The sequence below is a fragment of the Xenorhabdus thailandensis genome, assembly GCF_037996785.1.
GTDB classification, from domain to species: Bacteria; Pseudomonadota; Gammaproteobacteria; order Enterobacterales; family Enterobacteriaceae; genus Xenorhabdus; species Xenorhabdus griffiniae.
The window spans coordinates 355,150-370,000 of record NZ_JBBMXF010000012.1 but is presented as its reverse complement, the minus strand read 5'-3'; the positions used below and the strand labels follow the sequence as shown (position 1 = coordinate 370,000).

14 protein-coding genes (1 of these 14 cut by a window edge) are annotated in these 14,851 nt (G+C 41.7%); 4 read left to right on the top strand and 10 right to left on the bottom strand.

Going from position 1 to position 14,851, the window contains the following annotated elements:
• From clpB to rluD, 3 genes are all read right to left on the bottom strand, one after another.
• Positions 1-2,420, bottom strand: the 5' portion of a protein-coding gene (clpB, locus tag AAC853_RS11985; RefSeq protein WP_340614694.1) for an ATP-dependent chaperone ClpB. Its footprint begins 154 nt before the window's first position; only the first 2,420 of its 2,574 coding nucleotides appear in the window; its start codon is at positions 2,418-2,420; its stop codon lies beyond the left edge, outside the window.
• A gap of 129 nt (positions 2,421-2,549) precedes the next feature.
• On the bottom strand, positions 2,550-3,281 hold the full coding sequence (gene yfiH / locus AAC853_RS11980; protein ID WP_340614693.1) for a purine nucleoside phosphorylase YfiH: 732 nt from the start codon (positions 3,279-3,281) through the stop codon (positions 2,550-2,552).
• A 7-nt stretch (positions 3,282-3,288) separates the two neighbouring features.
• On the bottom strand, positions 3,289-4,266 hold the full coding sequence (gene rluD, locus AAC853_RS11975; protein WP_340614692.1) for a 23S rRNA pseudouridine(1911/1915/1917) synthase RluD: 978 nt from the start codon (positions 4,264-4,266) through the stop codon (positions 3,289-3,291).
• A gap of 147 nt (positions 4,267-4,413) precedes the next feature.
• Here rluD and bamD point away from each other — a divergent pair, with 147 nt between their 5' ends.
• The 3 genes from bamD to pheA all read left to right on the top strand — a co-directional run bounded on the left by bamD (position 4,414) and on the right by pheA (position 7,387).
• On the top strand, positions 4,414-5,136 hold the full coding sequence (gene bamD / locus AAC853_RS11970; protein WP_338885603.1) for an outer membrane protein assembly factor BamD: 723 nt from the start codon (positions 4,414-4,416) through the stop codon (positions 5,134-5,136).
• 449 nt (positions 5,137-5,585) lie between these two features.
• Positions 5,586-5,918: a ribosome-associated translation inhibitor RaiA gene (raiA, locus tag AAC853_RS11965; RefSeq protein WP_047771873.1), complete on the top strand. Its 333-nt coding sequence runs from the start codon at positions 5,586-5,588 to the stop codon at positions 5,916-5,918.
• A gap of 314 nt (positions 5,919-6,232) precedes the next feature.
• Positions 6,233-7,387, top strand: a complete 1,155-nt coding sequence (gene pheA / locus AAC853_RS11960) for a bifunctional chorismate mutase/prephenate dehydratase (protein WP_338882971.1) — start codon at positions 6,233-6,235, stop codon at positions 7,385-7,387.
• Between the two features lie 49 nt (positions 7,388-7,436).
• On the opposite strand, the gene tyrA is transcribed toward pheA, so the two are convergent.
• The 7 genes from tyrA to ffh form a co-directional block, all read right to left on the bottom strand.
• Complete coding sequence (tyrA, locus tag AAC853_RS11955; protein WP_340614691.1) at positions 7,437-8,558, bottom strand: bifunctional chorismate mutase/prephenate dehydrogenase; 1,122 nt, start codon at positions 8,556-8,558, stop codon at positions 7,437-7,439.
• Between the two features lie 5 nt (positions 8,559-8,563).
• Positions 8,564-9,658 carry a 3-deoxy-7-phosphoheptulonate synthase gene (locus AAC853_RS11950; RefSeq protein ID WP_338882973.1) on the bottom strand — a complete coding sequence of 365 codons (1,095 nt, stop codon included), beginning with the start codon at positions 9,656-9,658 and terminating at the stop codon, positions 8,564-8,566.
• 672 nt (positions 9,659-10,330) lie between these two features.
• The gene (rplS, locus tag AAC853_RS11945; protein ID WP_338882974.1) at positions 10,331-10,684 is read right to left on the bottom strand and encodes a 50S ribosomal protein L19; all 354 of its coding nucleotides are present in this window, start codon (positions 10,682-10,684) and stop codon (positions 10,331-10,333) included.
• A gap of 65 nt (positions 10,685-10,749) precedes the next feature.
• Positions 10,750-11,502 (bottom strand): tRNA (guanosine(37)-N1)-methyltransferase TrmD, encoded by a 753-nt coding sequence (gene trmD, locus AAC853_RS11940; RefSeq protein WP_338882976.1) that lies wholly within the window; start codon positions 11,500-11,502, stop codon positions 10,750-10,752.
• Between the two features lie 37 nt (positions 11,503-11,539).
• A complete protein-coding gene (gene rimM / locus AAC853_RS11935; protein ID WP_338882977.1) occupies positions 11,540-12,088 on the bottom strand; it encodes a ribosome maturation factor RimM in 549 nt (182 codons plus the stop codon).
• Positions 12,089-12,106: 18 nt separating this feature from the next.
• A complete protein-coding gene (gene rpsP / locus AAC853_RS11930; protein WP_338885604.1) occupies positions 12,107-12,355 on the bottom strand; it encodes a 30S ribosomal protein S16 in 249 nt (82 codons plus the stop codon).
• Positions 12,356-12,492: 137 nt separating this feature from the next.
• Positions 12,493-13,854: a signal recognition particle protein gene (gene ffh, locus AAC853_RS11925; RefSeq protein ID WP_340614690.1), complete on the bottom strand. Its 1,362-nt coding sequence runs from the start codon at positions 13,852-13,854 to the stop codon at positions 12,493-12,495.
• A gap of 198 nt (positions 13,855-14,052) precedes the next feature.
• Here ffh and AAC853_RS11920 point away from each other — a divergent pair, with 198 nt between their 5' ends.
• Complete coding sequence (locus AAC853_RS11920; RefSeq protein ID WP_338882979.1) at positions 14,053-14,844, top strand: cytochrome C assembly family protein; 792 nt, start codon at positions 14,053-14,055, stop codon at positions 14,842-14,844.
• Positions 14,845-14,851: the final 7 nt, after the last annotated feature.

Genomic DNA, 14,851 nt, shown 5'->3' with positions numbered 1-14,851 from the left:
CCAGCTTCGCTTAATTTTTCCAACGCTGGAGGTGTTATCTCCACTTGATAACCATGATCTTCCAAACGCTGATATAAACGCTGCAATTGAATATTTGTAATAGATTTCAGATGTTCTTTCCCTAATGGGTGGAACACCACAATTTCATCAACCCGGTTAATAAACTCAGGCCTGAAATGATGACCAACCACTTCCATCACCATATTTTTCATACCCATATAATCCAATGTACCAAAGCGTTCTTGAATCATATCGGAGCCTAAGTTAGAGGTCATAATCACAACGGTGTTACGAAAATCAACTGTTCTTCCTTGACCATCAGTCAAACGGCCATCATCCAATACCTGCAACAAAATATTGAAAACATCTGAGTGGGCTTTCTCTACTTCATCCAGCAGAATGACAGAATAAGGACGACGGCGCACCGCTTCTGTCAAATACCCACCTTCTTCATATCCAACGTAGCCGGGAGGCGCTCCCACCAACCTTGAAACGGCGTGTTTTTCCATAAACTCTGACATATCAATGCGTACCATAGCATCATCACTGTCAAACAAGAAATTAGCCAACGCCTTACACAATTCTGTTTTTCCCACTCCTGTCGGTCCTAAGAACATAAAGGAACCGATTGGACGATTAGGATCAGATAATCCTGCTCTGCTACGACGAATTGCATTCGATACTGCATCAACTGCTTCATTCTGCCCTATCACGCGCTTGTGCAATTCTTGCTCCATACGCAGTAACTTATCTTTTTCACTTTCCAGCATTCTAGATACAGGGATCCCTGTCCAGCGCGCGAGTATTTCAGCAATTTCAGCATCCGTGACTTTGTTACGTAGCAACTTCATATGACGATTTTCTGCTGTTGTTGCTGTTGCCAGACGTTTTTCCAATTCTGGAATTTTTCCGTACTGAATTTCAGACATTTTAGCCAGGTCGCCACTACGGCGAGCTTTTTCTAATTCAATACGGACATTTTCTAATTCAGCCTTGATATTCTGGGTGCCACTCAGTTCAGCTTTCTCCGCTTTCCACTCTTCTTCCAATTCAGAATATTCACGTTCTTTTTCTGCCAGTTCTTCGTTCAGCATCTCTAAACGTTTTTTACTGGCATCATCCGACTCTTTTTTCAGTGCTTGCTGCTCAAGTTTTAATTGAATAACACGACGCTCAAGGCGATCCAATGCTTCTGGTTTAGAATCCATCTGCATACGCAGACTTGCCCCTGCTTCATCAATCAAATCAATTGCTTTATCAGGCAGCATACGATCAGAAATGTAGCGATGAGATAATGTTGCAGCCGCCACTATAGCAGGATCAGTAATTTGGACGTGATGATGCAACTCATATCGCTCTTTCAATCCACGTAAAATAGCAATCGTGTCCTCAACCGTAGGTTCTGCCACATAAACTTTCTGGAAACGACGTTCTAAAGCCGCATCTTTTTCTATATATTGACGATATTCATCAAGTGTTGTGGCTCCAACACAATGCAGTTCCCCACGAGCCAGAGCGGGTTTTAGCATATTACCAGCATCCATTGCGCCTTCGGCTTTGCCAGCGCCTACCATAGTGTGCAACTCATCAATAAACAAAATGACTGAACCTTCCTGTTTGGCAAGATCGTTCAAAACACCTTTCAAACGCTCTTCAAATTCACCACGATATTTAGCACCGGCTAATAACGCTCCCATATCAAGAGACAGAACACGTTTGTTTTTCAGCCCTTCTGGAACTTCACCATTGACAATACGCTGTGCCAAACCTTCAACAATCGCGGTCTTCCCAACCCCTGGCTCACCAATAAGGACAGGGTTATTTTTGGTTCTACGTTGCAATACCTGAATAGTTCGACGAATTTCTTCATCACGCCCAATCACAGGATCTAATTTGCCTTGTTCAGCACGTTCAGTCAGATCAATAGTATATTTCTTTAATGCCTGGCGCTGATCTTCTGCGCCTTGCTCATTCACTTTTTCACCACCACGCATTTGTTCTATTGCCTTAGTGATTTTATCCTTAGTTGCTCCCGCCGCTTTCAACATGTCACTTAATGTTCCACGTTCTTCTATCGCTGCCAGAACAAAGAGTTCAGAAGAAATGAAGTTATCACCTGATTTTTGTGCAAGTTTGTCACACAGGTTTAAATAACGTCCCAGTTCGTTGGATACCTGCACATCTCCACCATTGCCTTCTACTTTCGGCAATCGGTTCAGAGCCTGATTCAGTTGATCATTGAAACTTCCTGTATCCACCCCTGCCGAGGCCAATAAAGGACGTACTGAACCGCCTTCTTGATTGATTAATGCACTCATCAAGTGGATTGGTTCGATGAATTGGTTATCACGCCCTAACGCGAGGGATTGGGCGTCAGAGAGAGCAAGTTGGAATTTATTGGTAAGACGATCCAGGCGCATAACACCTCCAATACTGGTCAGAATTTGCTACTGGAGACTAGATAAGGTCATTCCTTAAATATTCAAGGTCTTCTGAAAAGTTAATTGGAAACTTACCGCTATACGCCAAAGATCGTCCTGTAAGGTAGGTTATCGCAACCAGATTAAAGTTGCCATTCGCCCTGTATTACCATCACGACGATAGGAGAAAAAGTTTTTTTCCTCCGTGACAGTACATGCGGTTCCACCAAAAATCTCCGTTATTCCTACTGACTGCAACTTTAATTTAGCCAGTAAGTAAATATTTGCCAGAAACTTATTACCATAAGATGTAAAAGCTTGTTCCAGATCAGGATTGGTTGCGATGAAAGCGTCCCTAACCTCACTTCCCACCTCAAATTTTTCAGGACCAATAGCAGGTCCCAACCACACACGGATCATATCTGGTTTTGCGTTAAATCGAGACACGGTATTCTCCAACACTCCGGCACATAATCCGCGCCATCCAGCATGAGCCGCCGCAACCTCATCACCAGAAATACTGCAAAAAAGAACGGGTAAGCAATCTGCTGTCATCACAGCACAAACCTGATCAGGGATATTCGTGTAAACGGCATCAGCCTGATTATTCACCAATGGCTGGCCATCAAGTGTGATAACACGTGTTCCGTGTACTTGCTCCAACCATGTAGGTTGCTGCGGTAATTGAGCATATTCAACCAATCGTGTTCTATTCCGTTCCACGTATTCTGGAACGTCCCCAACATGATTACCTAGATTTAAACTGTCATATGGGGATTGGCTTACTCCACCTAAACGGGTAGTACTGCAAGCGCCAACATTATCAGGCTGTGGCCAATCAGGAAAAATCAGTGATGTCATTGACTACCTACCAATCCATCTCATCTTTGAAAGTCTCGGCATCCACTTTCATGACTTCAATTAATTTAACCATGTCGTCCGGTAATGGAGCGTGCCATTCCATCTCAATTCCAGTGATCGGATGGTAAAGACGTAACATGGTTGCATGCAATGCCTGACGATCAAAATTACGCATCACTTCGCGAAATTCATCAGAAGCCCCTTTTAAGGGACGAGGCCGACCGCCGTACAGAGGATCACCCACCAACGGGTGTTTTATATGTGCCATGTGCACACGAATTTGGTGGGTTCTGCCTGTTTCCAAGCGCAAGCGCAAACGGGTATGTGCCCGGAAATGTTCCATAACACGATAATGGGTAACAGCAGGTTTTCCCATAGGATGTACCGCCATATGTGTTCGTTTTGTTGGATGGCGGGAGATAGGTTCTTCTACCGTTCCTCCTGCCGTCATACATCCCAAAGCAACCGCTTCATATTCACGAGTTATTTCACGTAGTTGCAAAGATTCCACCAAACGAGTTTGTGCCGGAACGCTTTTTGCCACAACCATTAGCCCTGTCGTATCTTTGTCAAGACGATGAACAATACCTGCGCGGGGAACATCTGCAATTTCAGGATAATGATATAGCAAAGCATTCAATACAGTACCGTCAGGATTACCGGCTCCCGGATGAACAACCAAATCACGAGGTTTATTAATGACCAAAATATCGTCATCTTCATAGACAATATTCAGTTCGATATTCTGAGGCTCCCAACGTGCATCTTCTTCAATGATAGCATCAACGGAGATTTCTTCACCGCCCAAGACTTTTTCTTTTGGTTTGCTAATTAATTTGCCATTAACTTGAACTTTATTATCCAAGATCCACTCTTTTATACGTGACCTAGAGTAATCGGGGAACAATTCAGCCAAAGCTTGATCTAAGCGTTGACCAAGCTGAGATTCAGCGACTATTGCATTAAGTCGGATTTGTTGTGCCATATATAACTTCTATATTTTACGTTGAGTTTTGACGGCGAGGCCGTTTCATTTAAAATAGTGTGCTATTGTAACCCCATATTTTGCCGGGAGCTTCACGGACAGTCTCCCAGAAAACACTCAGAGGATAATCAACACGTGATGATTCGCATGAAATATCTGGTGGCAGCGACCACATTGAGCCTGGTTCTATCTGGATGCTCCAGCAATAAGGATGCTGTTCCTGATATCCCGCCATCTCAAATTTATTCAATTGGGCAAGAAAAGCTGCAAGAAGGTAACTATAAAGCGGCTATCAAGCAATTGGAATCCCTTGATAACCGATATCCTTTTGGCCCATACTCCCAACAAGTTCAACTTGATCTGATCTACGCCTATTACAAATCAGCGGAATACCCACTGGCTCTCGCATCCATTGACCGTTTCATGCGCCTGAATCCAACCCACCCTAATATCGACTATGTGCTTTATATACGTGGTTTAGTTTCGCTAGCTCTGGATGACAGCCTATTACAAGGCCTTTTCGGCATTGATCGATCAAATCGTGATCCTGAACATGCCCGTGCTGCATTCCGTGATTTCAATCAGCTGGTGCGTTATTATCCGAACAGTCAGTATTCAACTGATGCTACCAAGCGGTTAATCTTCCTCAAAGAACGTTTAGCCAAATATGAACTTGCAGTTGTGCAATATTACACTAAACGCAGTGCTTATGTAGCTGTCGTCAATCGGGTAGAACAGATGCTACGAGATTATCCTGATACTAATGCAACTCAGAAAGCACTCCCTTATATGGAGTTAGCTTATAAAGAATTAGGGCTGACGGCTGAAGCCAATAAAGTGGCACAGTTAATCGCTGCCAATCCCGTATAAAATCTCATTCCATCAGATTTGAACAAGTGATCAAAAACAGCAGCCATTTAGCTGCTGTTTTTTTATCTAATAATGGAGTTCTAAAGTTGTATCGTTATCAGAAAATATCGCTGCTAGAAGTATGATTTTGTAAGACTTGCTTTTTGTTCTATTTGACCAACAGACTGAGCATATTTGGCTTTTGGCTATATCCATATCTTCATTATTTTCATCTTGAAAATAATTCATATTTTATGACTATAACGCCATTTAATAATTCCATAACTGACCAATAATGGCGCATAATTCCTCCCTTCGCAACAAATATTCTCCATATCTTCCTTGGCTATCACAATTTCGTTACTCACTGCCAAAATCACTCAATAAAAGTGATTTAGATCATTCTTTTTATGCAAAATGGCGTTATGCTGGATGTATCAAAGACGGAGTAACATCAAAGAGGTAACTATATGTTAGTGAACATTACCAGCAAACAAATGGAAATTACCCCCGCAATTCGTAGCCATGTAGAAGACCGTCTAAGCAAGTTGAGCAAATGGCAAGTCAATCTAATCAATCCACATATCGTACTATCAAAAGAACCACAAGGATTCTTGGTTGATGCCACAATCGGTACACCGAATGGAACGTTAGTGGCTAGTGCTAAACATGAAGATATGTATGCAGCAATCAATGATCTGCTGACAAAATTAGAACGTCAACTCAATAAAGTGCAGCATAAAGCAGAAGCTCGCCGTACAGACAATAGTGTTAAAGAGTCCAATCTCAACTTAGAAGTATAGTCCTTCCTGATTATTTCCCTAACGCGCTCAATGAGCGCGTTTTTTACTGGCTGTTGACACTCCATGCTAAATAGGTTAATTAAACTACATTATTGAAACTATAAAGTAGCAGGCTAAAGGCCAAATGATTATCAAACCGTCTTTGTACTTTTTCTTTTTTTTCACCTTCTCATCAGGAGGTTGATTCGTTTCAAAGAAAATTTCAGAAGACGAATAAAAGCCTCCCATTGACAGGGAGGTTTTTTGTTTTACTGATCCCAAACATATTTACGATACACAGGCTACACTCATAATAAGAATATCAGGAACATACTATGGAACGAGACTTAGTGAGTTTACGAGAAGAAATTAGTCATATTGATGCGGAACTGCTGGATCTACTTGCTAAACGCCGAAAATTAGCCAGTGACATTGCCCAGACAAAACTGCTCGATCATCGCCCTATCCGAGATAAAAACCGTGAACGAGAGTTATTGAATGCATTGATTGATAAAGGAAAATCACGTGGATTAGATGGATTTTACATTACACGATTATTTCAGATGATCATTGAGGACTCTGTTCTCACCCAACAGGCTTTATTACAGCAATATCTGAATCAGACACCTTACGATTCCGCCCGTATTACTTTTTTAGGGCCAAAAGGTTCATATTCTCATATTGCCGCTCGACAATTTGCCGCTCGTCACTTTAATCAGTTGGTTGAGTGTAGTTGTCACAAATTCTCAGATATTTTCTCACTGGTTGAGATTGGTCAGGCTGATTATGGCATCCTGCCACTGGAAAATACCAGCTCAGGGGCAATCAATGAGGTTTATGATTTATTGCAACATACCCCTTTATCCCTTGTTGGAGAGATAACTCTGCCAATCAACCACTGTCTACTGGTTGCCGGACAAACTGATATCTCAAGGATAAAAACCGTTTATAGCCATTCCCAACCTTTTCAACAGTGTAGCCAATACCTCAATAAATATCCTAACTGGAATATTGTCTACTGTGAAAGCACCGCTGCTGCGATGCAAAAAGTGGCTGAACTCAACTCGCCAGAAATAGCCGCATTAGGCAGTGAGGCCGGCGGCACTCTTTATGGATTACATGTTTTAGAAAACAACCTGGCAAATCAGCAAGAGAATAGCACTCGCTTTATTGTCGTTTCCCGCAAATCTATTGACGTATCCGAGCAAGTTCCTGCCAAAACCACGTTTATTATATCCACCGGACAGCGAGCTGGAGCACTGGTTAATGCTCTCATTATCCTAAAGAAACATGATATCCCCATGAGTAAATTGGAGTCTCGCCCAATAAATGGCAAACCGTGGGAAGAGATGTTTTATATCGATGTACAAGCCAATCTGCGCTCTATGAAAATGCAACAAGCATTGAAAGAGTTGACGGAAATTACACGCTTTCTGAAAGTGTTAGGATCTTACCCATCAGAAAATGTAATACCGATTGATCCTGTCTAAAGTAAAAAAACACAAAACCGGATAGACGTATCCGGTTTTGAAATAAGGCCTATATTCGGTTGTCACTAGCCTGCTGCAAAAGCACCCTGCTTTCCTTCATAAATCGAGCTGCTTCATCACCAAACCAATCTCTCACTTGGTTAAAACTCTCAATAAAAGCTGATTTATCTTGATGATCCAAGATGTTCAGCACTTGTCCGAAACTTTGGTAATACCGACGTATAAGTGCAATATTTTCAGGACTAGACATAATAATATCAGCATACAGTTGGGCATCTTGTGCAAATAATCGACCTACCATCGCTAGCTCCAATCGATATATCGGTGAAGATAATGAAAGCAATTGTTGTAAGTCGATATTCTCCTTTGCAAGATGCCGTCCGTAAGAAAAGGTAGTGAAATGACATAACGCCTGAACGAAACTCATATTTTTATCATGCTTCTCTGCGGTAATTTGATGCAACCTTGCTCCCCATACTGATATCTGTTCCAAAAACCATTGATACGATTCTGGATAGCGCCCATCACAATACACAACCACTTGCTTAGCAAAGCTACCTACATCTGGCCCAAACATAGGATGCAATCCTAAAACCGGCCCTTTATGTACTTCAAGCATCGCATTTAGCGGTTTTTGCTTGATTGAAGCCAAATCAACTAAAATGCATTGTTCTGGCAACGGGGGTAATTGACGGATAATCTTCTCTGTCAAGTGAATAGGGACACTGACGATCACCATCCCTGCTCCGGCTAATATATGTTCGGCGTTATCCCAATCGTCAGCTTCGAGCACCCTGACTTCATAGCCAGACAGTGTCAACAATCGACTGAATAATCGGCCCATTTTGCCAGAACCACCTACAATGACAACAGATCCCAAATGAGTACTGAGTTTTTTAAAGCCTTTGTTATTTTCACTGACATAAGATTCTCGCATAATTCGGCGTAAGACATCTTCAATCAAATCAGGCGGAATTCCCATATTTTCCGCCTCCTCACGGCGGGAAGCCAACATAGCAGCTTCCCGGTCAGGATCATAAATCGGTAAGCCAAGTTGACTCTTAACTTCACCAACTTGCGCCACTAAATGCATTCTTTTTGCCAGCAACGATAATAAAGTTTTATCTGCCTCATCAATTTGAGCTCTCAGCTGTGACAATTCTGCTGTCATATTGATTATCCTGCTTTTTCCATCATTATGTTTCGATTAGCTAAATGTGGAGCGATTTGTTGGTGCAGTTTTTTCAATATTTGCTCCGTAGTCTGCCAGCTAATGCAGGCGTCTGTCACCGAAATACCATACTTCATTTCAGAACGAGGTTGTTCAGAGGATTGATTTCCCTCATGAATATGGCTTTCCAACATAATCCCAGTGATGGATTGATTTCCGGATATAATTTGTTCAGCAACAGAATCCACAACGATACTCTGGCGACGAAAATCTTTACTGGAATTACCGTGACTACAATCAATCATCAGCGATGGTATCAACCCTGCCTTAATCATCTGACGTTCACAATCAGCAACGTGTTCTTCGCTGTAATTCGGCACTGCACCACCACGCAATATCACATGTCCATTCGGATTACCTTGAGTTTGTAGCAAACAAACTTGACCTGACTGATTTATCCCCATAAAGCGATGAGGCATTGCTGCTGCTTTCATGGCATTAATTGCTGTATTCAAACTACCATCCGTGCCATTTTTAAATCCGACGGGTACAGACAATCCTGATGCCATTTCACGATGAGTTTGAGATTCCGTTGTTCTTGCACCAATTGCTGACCAGCTAAATAGATCCCCTAAGTATTGGGGATTATTGGGATCAAGTGCCTCATTAGCCAATGGCAATCCCATTTCGACCAAGTTCAACAACAGACGACGGGCAATATGCAGCCCCGCATCCATATCAAATGAACCATCCATATAAGGATCACTAATTAACCCTTTCCAACCAACGGTTGTACGAGGCTTTTCAAAATAGACACGCATAACAATATACAGACAATCACTCAATTCAGCAGAAAGCACTTTCAAACGACGGGCATAGTCTAGGGCTGCATCCACATCATGAATTGAACATGGACCACATACCACTAATAAACGAGGATCACGATGCTGAATAATGTCAGCGATAGTATTACGCGCGTTTGTGATGGCATGTCGATCATGGCTATTCAACGGATATTTCTGTTTCAACTCCTCCGGTGTAATGAGGACTTGTTCACCAAGGATATGAACGTTATTCAGGGCGTCTTTTTGCATGATCATTTCTACCTGCCTTATCTGTTTAATGTTTATCTAAGTGTCTGATGAATAACATACCATGAGCCGTAAAGAATACAATCCAAAATCGTAAATTAATTCCACAAAACGTAAATATTTTTTTACAAAAATACAGAGACTATTTATAGTATGAACAGTCAAAAAAACCATTGAATTTTATTTTCATGTAAAAATATATAAATAATTCTTAAAATTAACCCATTGTAAATTAAATTTCACAATCACATAAAAATAATCTATCTAAAACTTATGTATCATTTGTTACAAAAAAATATTCTTATAAATAAATCAATAAAAACAACATCTCAATCTTATTTTTATTTAAATAAAACAATAATATTAATGTTTATATGAAACTATAAAACAATATCTATAAACGATAGCTATACCCAGAGATCTAAAGCTACGATTAGCAGCCTGGAAGTGAAGATATAAATCAAACCGATACAAAAGCCTGTATTACCCATTTTTATTTTTCTCTCAAACATATAGTAAGGATAAATATGATAACACTAATATTTACCATAATAATCAAATAGTTATATATATTATGCAGAAATGAAATTGGACAGGTAGACGGAATCTTTGAAATTTAGAATGTAAAAAGGCCAGCATATATGCTGGCCTTTAATAACTTTCGGATGTAGCAAAAGCGTATTATTTTGCGTTCAAACGCTCTTTAATACGAGCCGCCTTACCAGAACGCTCACGCAGGTAGTACAGTTTAGCTCTACGAACAGCACCACGGCGTTTAACAGTAATGCTGTCTACGACTGGGGAGTGAGTCTGGAATACACGCTCAACGCCTTCGCCGTTAGAAATCTTACGAACAGTGAATGCAGAGTGCAGACCGCGGTTACGAATCGCAATAACCACGCCCTCGAATGCCTGCAGACGCTTTTTAGAACCTTCAACGACCCATACCTTAACTTCCACGGTATCACCCGGACGGAATGAAGGTACGTCTTGCTTCATCTGCTCTTGTTCAAGTTGTTTAATAATGTTGCTCATAATAACTCTCTTACCCTAGGTAAACTGATATATCAAAGACATCCCTTCAACGGAATATGTCTGGATTAATTCGTTGCCTGATCTCGATATTCCCGTTGGAATTCAGATAGCAACATCCTTTGCTCGTCAGTCAGAGCTAGGTTTTCTAGAAGTTCGGGCCTTCTTAACCAGGTTCGGCCAAGCGACTGTTTCATTCGCCAGCGATTAATTTCCGCATGGTTTCCCGACAGCAAAACTGGGGGTACTTCCATACTATCTAACACTTCAGGGCGAGTATAATGTGGGCAATCCAACAATCCATCAGCGAATGAGTCTTCTTCTGCCGATGCTTGACGCCCCAATACTCCCGGAATAAACCGTGATATCGAGTCAATCATCGTCATTGCAGGAAGCTCTCCCCCACTGAGAACGTAATCACCGATAGACCATTCTTCGTCAATTTCGGTTTGGATGATACGCTCATCAATACCTTCATAACGCCCGCAAACCAGAATTAATTTCTCATTTGCTGCCAGTTCACAAACTCCCTGTTGATCGAGTTTGCGTCCCTGAGGTGAAAGATAAATCACCTTTGCACCATCACCTGCCGAAGATTTAGCTGCATGAATGGCTTCCCGTAATGGTTGCACCATCATCAGCATGCCTGGACCACCGCCATAAGGGCGATCATCAACAGTACGATGCCGGTCGTGGGTAAAATCCCGCGGATTCCAGCATTCGAGACTCAACAGGCCATTTTTTACTGCCCGACCAGTTACCCCGTAATCGGTTATTGCGCGGAACATTTCAGGAAACAGGCTAATAACCCCAATCCACATACTGCGTCCCACTCATTTAAACCGTTTTTACCGGAGATTAAAAACCAGGATCCCAATCTACCTCAATAGTTTTGGTAGCGAGATCGACTTTCTTGATAACCTGCCCATCAAGAAACGGAACCAGCCGCTCCTTGATACCGAATGCATCTTTCAGGTTTGCTTTTATCACCATCACATCGTTAGAACCCGTTTCCATCATGTCATGAATGATTCCAAGGTTATAACCAGCTGTATTTATTACTTGGCAGCCAATAAGGTCTTTCCAGTAATAATCACCTTCTTCCAGTTCTGGTAATTGGCTACAATCCACTACAACTTCACAGTTAGTGAATAAATTCGCCGCATCCCGATCATCAATACCTTTGATTTTGATGATAATATCTTGGTTATGGTATTTCCATGCTTCTAGTTCAATGTGTTGCCATTGTCCTAAGCGTTGAATAAACCACGGTTGATATTCAAAAATGTCTTCGGTGTGTTCGGTGGAAGAAAAAACTCTGAGCCAACCACGAATGCCATATGAAGACCCTAATTTCCCCAATACAATTGGCTCAACAGGGGGCTTCAGGCCAGATTGTTTGCTCATTGTTACCACCGCGACAGATTAAGCTACTTTCTTAGCGTCTTTGATCAGTGTAGCAACACGATCAGACACAGATGCACCCAGACCAATCCAGTGTTCGATACGGTCCAGATCTAAACGCAGAGCTTCTGCTTTTCCTGAAGCGATTGGGTTGAAGAAACCAACACGCTCAATAAAACGACCATCACGCGCATTGCGGCTATCGGTCACGACTACTTGATAAAACGGACGCTTTTTTGCGCCGCCACGAGCTAAACGAATTGTTACCATAACATCCTCATTAGTTAGCAAAACAACCAGACGCCATCGAGGAATGGCGTCCGGCTGTCCATTTAAAAGCCCGAAAATTTTACTCACTTTGGCGCAAAAAGCAATCCAAAGAACATTTTCTTTCGTAACTTTGTTGATTATCGCCCCATAAATCCCGGTGGTAGCATACCTTTCATGCCTCGCATCATTTTTGCCAACCCCCCTTTCTTCATTTTTTTCATCATACGCTGCATTTCATCAAACTGTTTCAACAATCGGTTGACATCCTGCACCTGTGTACCCGATCCCATCGCAATACGGCGCTTACGGGAACCTTTGATGATTTCTGGTTTTTCACGCTCTTTGCGGGTCATGGAATTAATGATGGCTTCCATTTTAACCAGAACCTTGTCATCCATTTGAGATTTAACAGCGTCAGGGATCTGTGATATTCCCGGCATTTTGCTCAACATGCTAGCCATTCCGCCCATGTTACGCATCTGTTTAAGCTGTTCAAGAAAATCGCTTAAATCAAAACCATCCCCTTTTTTCAGTTTAGATGCCAATTTTTCCGCTTGGGTACGATCCACTTTGCTTTCAAGTTCTTCGATCAATGAAAGCATGTCTCCCATGCCCAAAATACGGGATGCAATGCGATCAGGATAGAAAGGTTCTAATGCATCCGTTTTTTCACCAACACCGAGGAATTTGATGGGTTTACCCGTGATATGGCGGATAGAAAGCGCAGCACCGCCACGCGCATCACCATCTACTTTGGTCAGAATAACCCCTGTTAATGGCAATGCTTCATTGAATGCTTTTGCTGTATTTGCCGCATCTTGACCTGTCATTGCATCAACAACAAACAAGGTTTCAACAGGATTAATAGCCGCATGAACCGCTTTGATTTCATCCATCATAGCTTCATCAACATGCAAACGGCCTGCTGTATCGACTAATAGCACATCATAGAATTTCAGCTTAGCATGTTGGATTGCTTTATTGACAATATCAACGGGTTTTTCCTGTGGTTCGGAAGGGAAAAAGTCAATTCCAACCGTTTCAGACAGAGTTTCAAGCTGTTTGATTGCCGCTGGTCGGTATACGTCAGCAGAAACAACCAAGGTTTTTTTCTTGTTTTTCTCTTTCAGCAACTTACCTAATTTAGCAACGCTGGTCGTTTTACCTGCACCTTGCAAACCAGCCATAAGAACCACCGCGGGAGGTTGTGCGGAAAGGTTCAATTCACTGTTAACCTCTCCCATCGCCTTAACCAATTCATTCTGAACGATTTTGACGAATTCCTGGCCTGGAGTCAGACTTTTGTTAACCTCATGCCCCACAGCGCTCTCTTTAACGCGTGCAATAAAATCACGCACAACAGGCAATGCAACATCCGCTTCGAGCAAAGCCATACGAACTTCGCGCAGCGTATCTTTAATATTATCTTCAGTCAGCCGTCCACGACCACTGATATTGCGCAATGTGCGCGATAGTCTGTCAGTTAAATTATCAAACATTGTCTCAGCTCAGATATCTACAAGTGGGTCTACCTGTAAGGCAAATTTCGCAAATTATAGCACGATGCTTATGTGATCTCTGCAAAGAGATTCCCAAGTATGATTAACAACGGTTGGAGGCTACTCTTGCTAGCGGTATACTTAAATTTCAGGTTCAATCCATACCCAATGGATTTAATTGCGAAAACGATAAACGTTATGCTGATATTTTCAATTATTGCTTTACTTGCCTATCTCATAAACCTGACACTCATCGTGCCCGGTTTATTGCGCCAACAAAACAGTTATCAAAAGCTGGCACTTTCTTTTGCAATTGTAGCGTTAGTCACTCACGCAATTGCATTGAAATACCAAGTTTTTCATGTCAGCAGTGGACAAAATCTCACGTTATTGAATTTAGGCTCAATTGTCAGCTTGCTTATGTGCATCATCATGACAGTCGTCGCTTTCCGTGGACGAGCATGGTTTTTACTACCTATTGTTTACAGCTTTGCCATGATAAATTTGATACTAGCTAGCATGATGCCGGGAGAATTTATTACGCATCTTGAAGGCAGTGTCGAATTATTTATTCATATTGGGCTGGCATTACTCGGCTATGCTACTTTACTCATCGCAGCACTTTACGCATTGCAACTTGGTTGGTTGGATCATCAACTTAAAAAGAAAAAACTCACATTCACCTCTGGCATTCCTCCATTGATGACAATTGAGCGCAAAATGTTTCACATCATCCAAGTTGGTGTAATTTTACTAACATTAACACTATGTACTGGCATCATGTACATGGATGATATTTTTAGTAAAGAAAATATTCATAAATCTGTTTTATCTATCATTGCATGGTTTATTTACGTTATTTTGCTTTGGGGACATTATCATGAAGGGTGGCGCGGAAAGCGTGTTATTTGGTTCAACTTAATTGGCGCATTTATTTTAACGCTGGCTTTTTTCGGTAGCAGGTTATTGCAGGAAATGATGATTTATTAATGAGTTA

What these genes read in the sequence shown, in the direction of transcription:
- yfiH (WP_340614693.1), bottom strand. Translation starts at nt 3,281, where the DNA reads ATGACATCACTGATTTTTCCTGATTGGCCACAGCCTGATAATGTTGGC.
- rluD (WP_340614692.1), bottom strand. Translation starts at nt 4,266, where the DNA reads ATGGCACAACAAATCCGACTTAATGCAATAGTCGCTGAATCTCAGCTT.
- bamD (WP_338885603.1), top strand. Translation starts at nt 4,414, where the DNA reads ATGAAATATCTGGTGGCAGCGACCACATTGAGCCTGGTTCTATCTGGA.
- raiA (WP_047771873.1), top strand. Translation starts at nt 5,586, where the DNA reads ATGTTAGTGAACATTACCAGCAAACAAATGGAAATTACCCCCGCAATT.
- pheA (WP_338882971.1), top strand. Translation starts at nt 6,233, where the DNA reads ATGGAACGAGACTTAGTGAGTTTACGAGAAGAAATTAGTCATATTGAT.
- tyrA (WP_340614691.1), bottom strand. Translation starts at nt 8,558, where the DNA reads ATGACAGCAGAATTGTCACAGCTGAGAGCTCAAATTGATGAGGCAGAT.
- AAC853_RS11950 (WP_338882973.1), bottom strand. Translation starts at nt 9,658, where the DNA reads ATGATCATGCAAAAAGACGCCCTGAATAACGTTCATATCCTTGGTGAA.
- rplS (WP_338882974.1), bottom strand. Translation starts at nt 10,684, where the DNA reads ATGAGCAACATTATTAAACAACTTGAACAAGAGCAGATGAAGCAAGAC.
- trmD (WP_338882976.1), bottom strand. Translation starts at nt 11,502, where the DNA reads ATGTGGATTGGGGTTATTAGCCTGTTTCCTGAAATGTTCCGCGCAATA.
- rimM (WP_338882977.1), bottom strand. Translation starts at nt 12,088, where the DNA reads ATGAGCAAACAATCTGGCCTGAAGCCCCCTGTTGAGCCAATTGTATTG.
- rpsP (WP_338885604.1), bottom strand. Translation starts at nt 12,355, where the DNA reads ATGGTAACAATTCGTTTAGCTCGTGGCGGCGCAAAAAAGCGTCCGTTT.
- ffh (WP_340614690.1), bottom strand. Translation starts at nt 13,854, where the DNA reads ATGTTTGATAATTTAACTGACAGACTATCGCGCACATTGCGCAATATC.
- AAC853_RS11920 (WP_338882979.1), top strand. Translation starts at nt 14,053, where the DNA reads ATGCTGATATTTTCAATTATTGCTTTACTTGCCTATCTCATAAACCTG.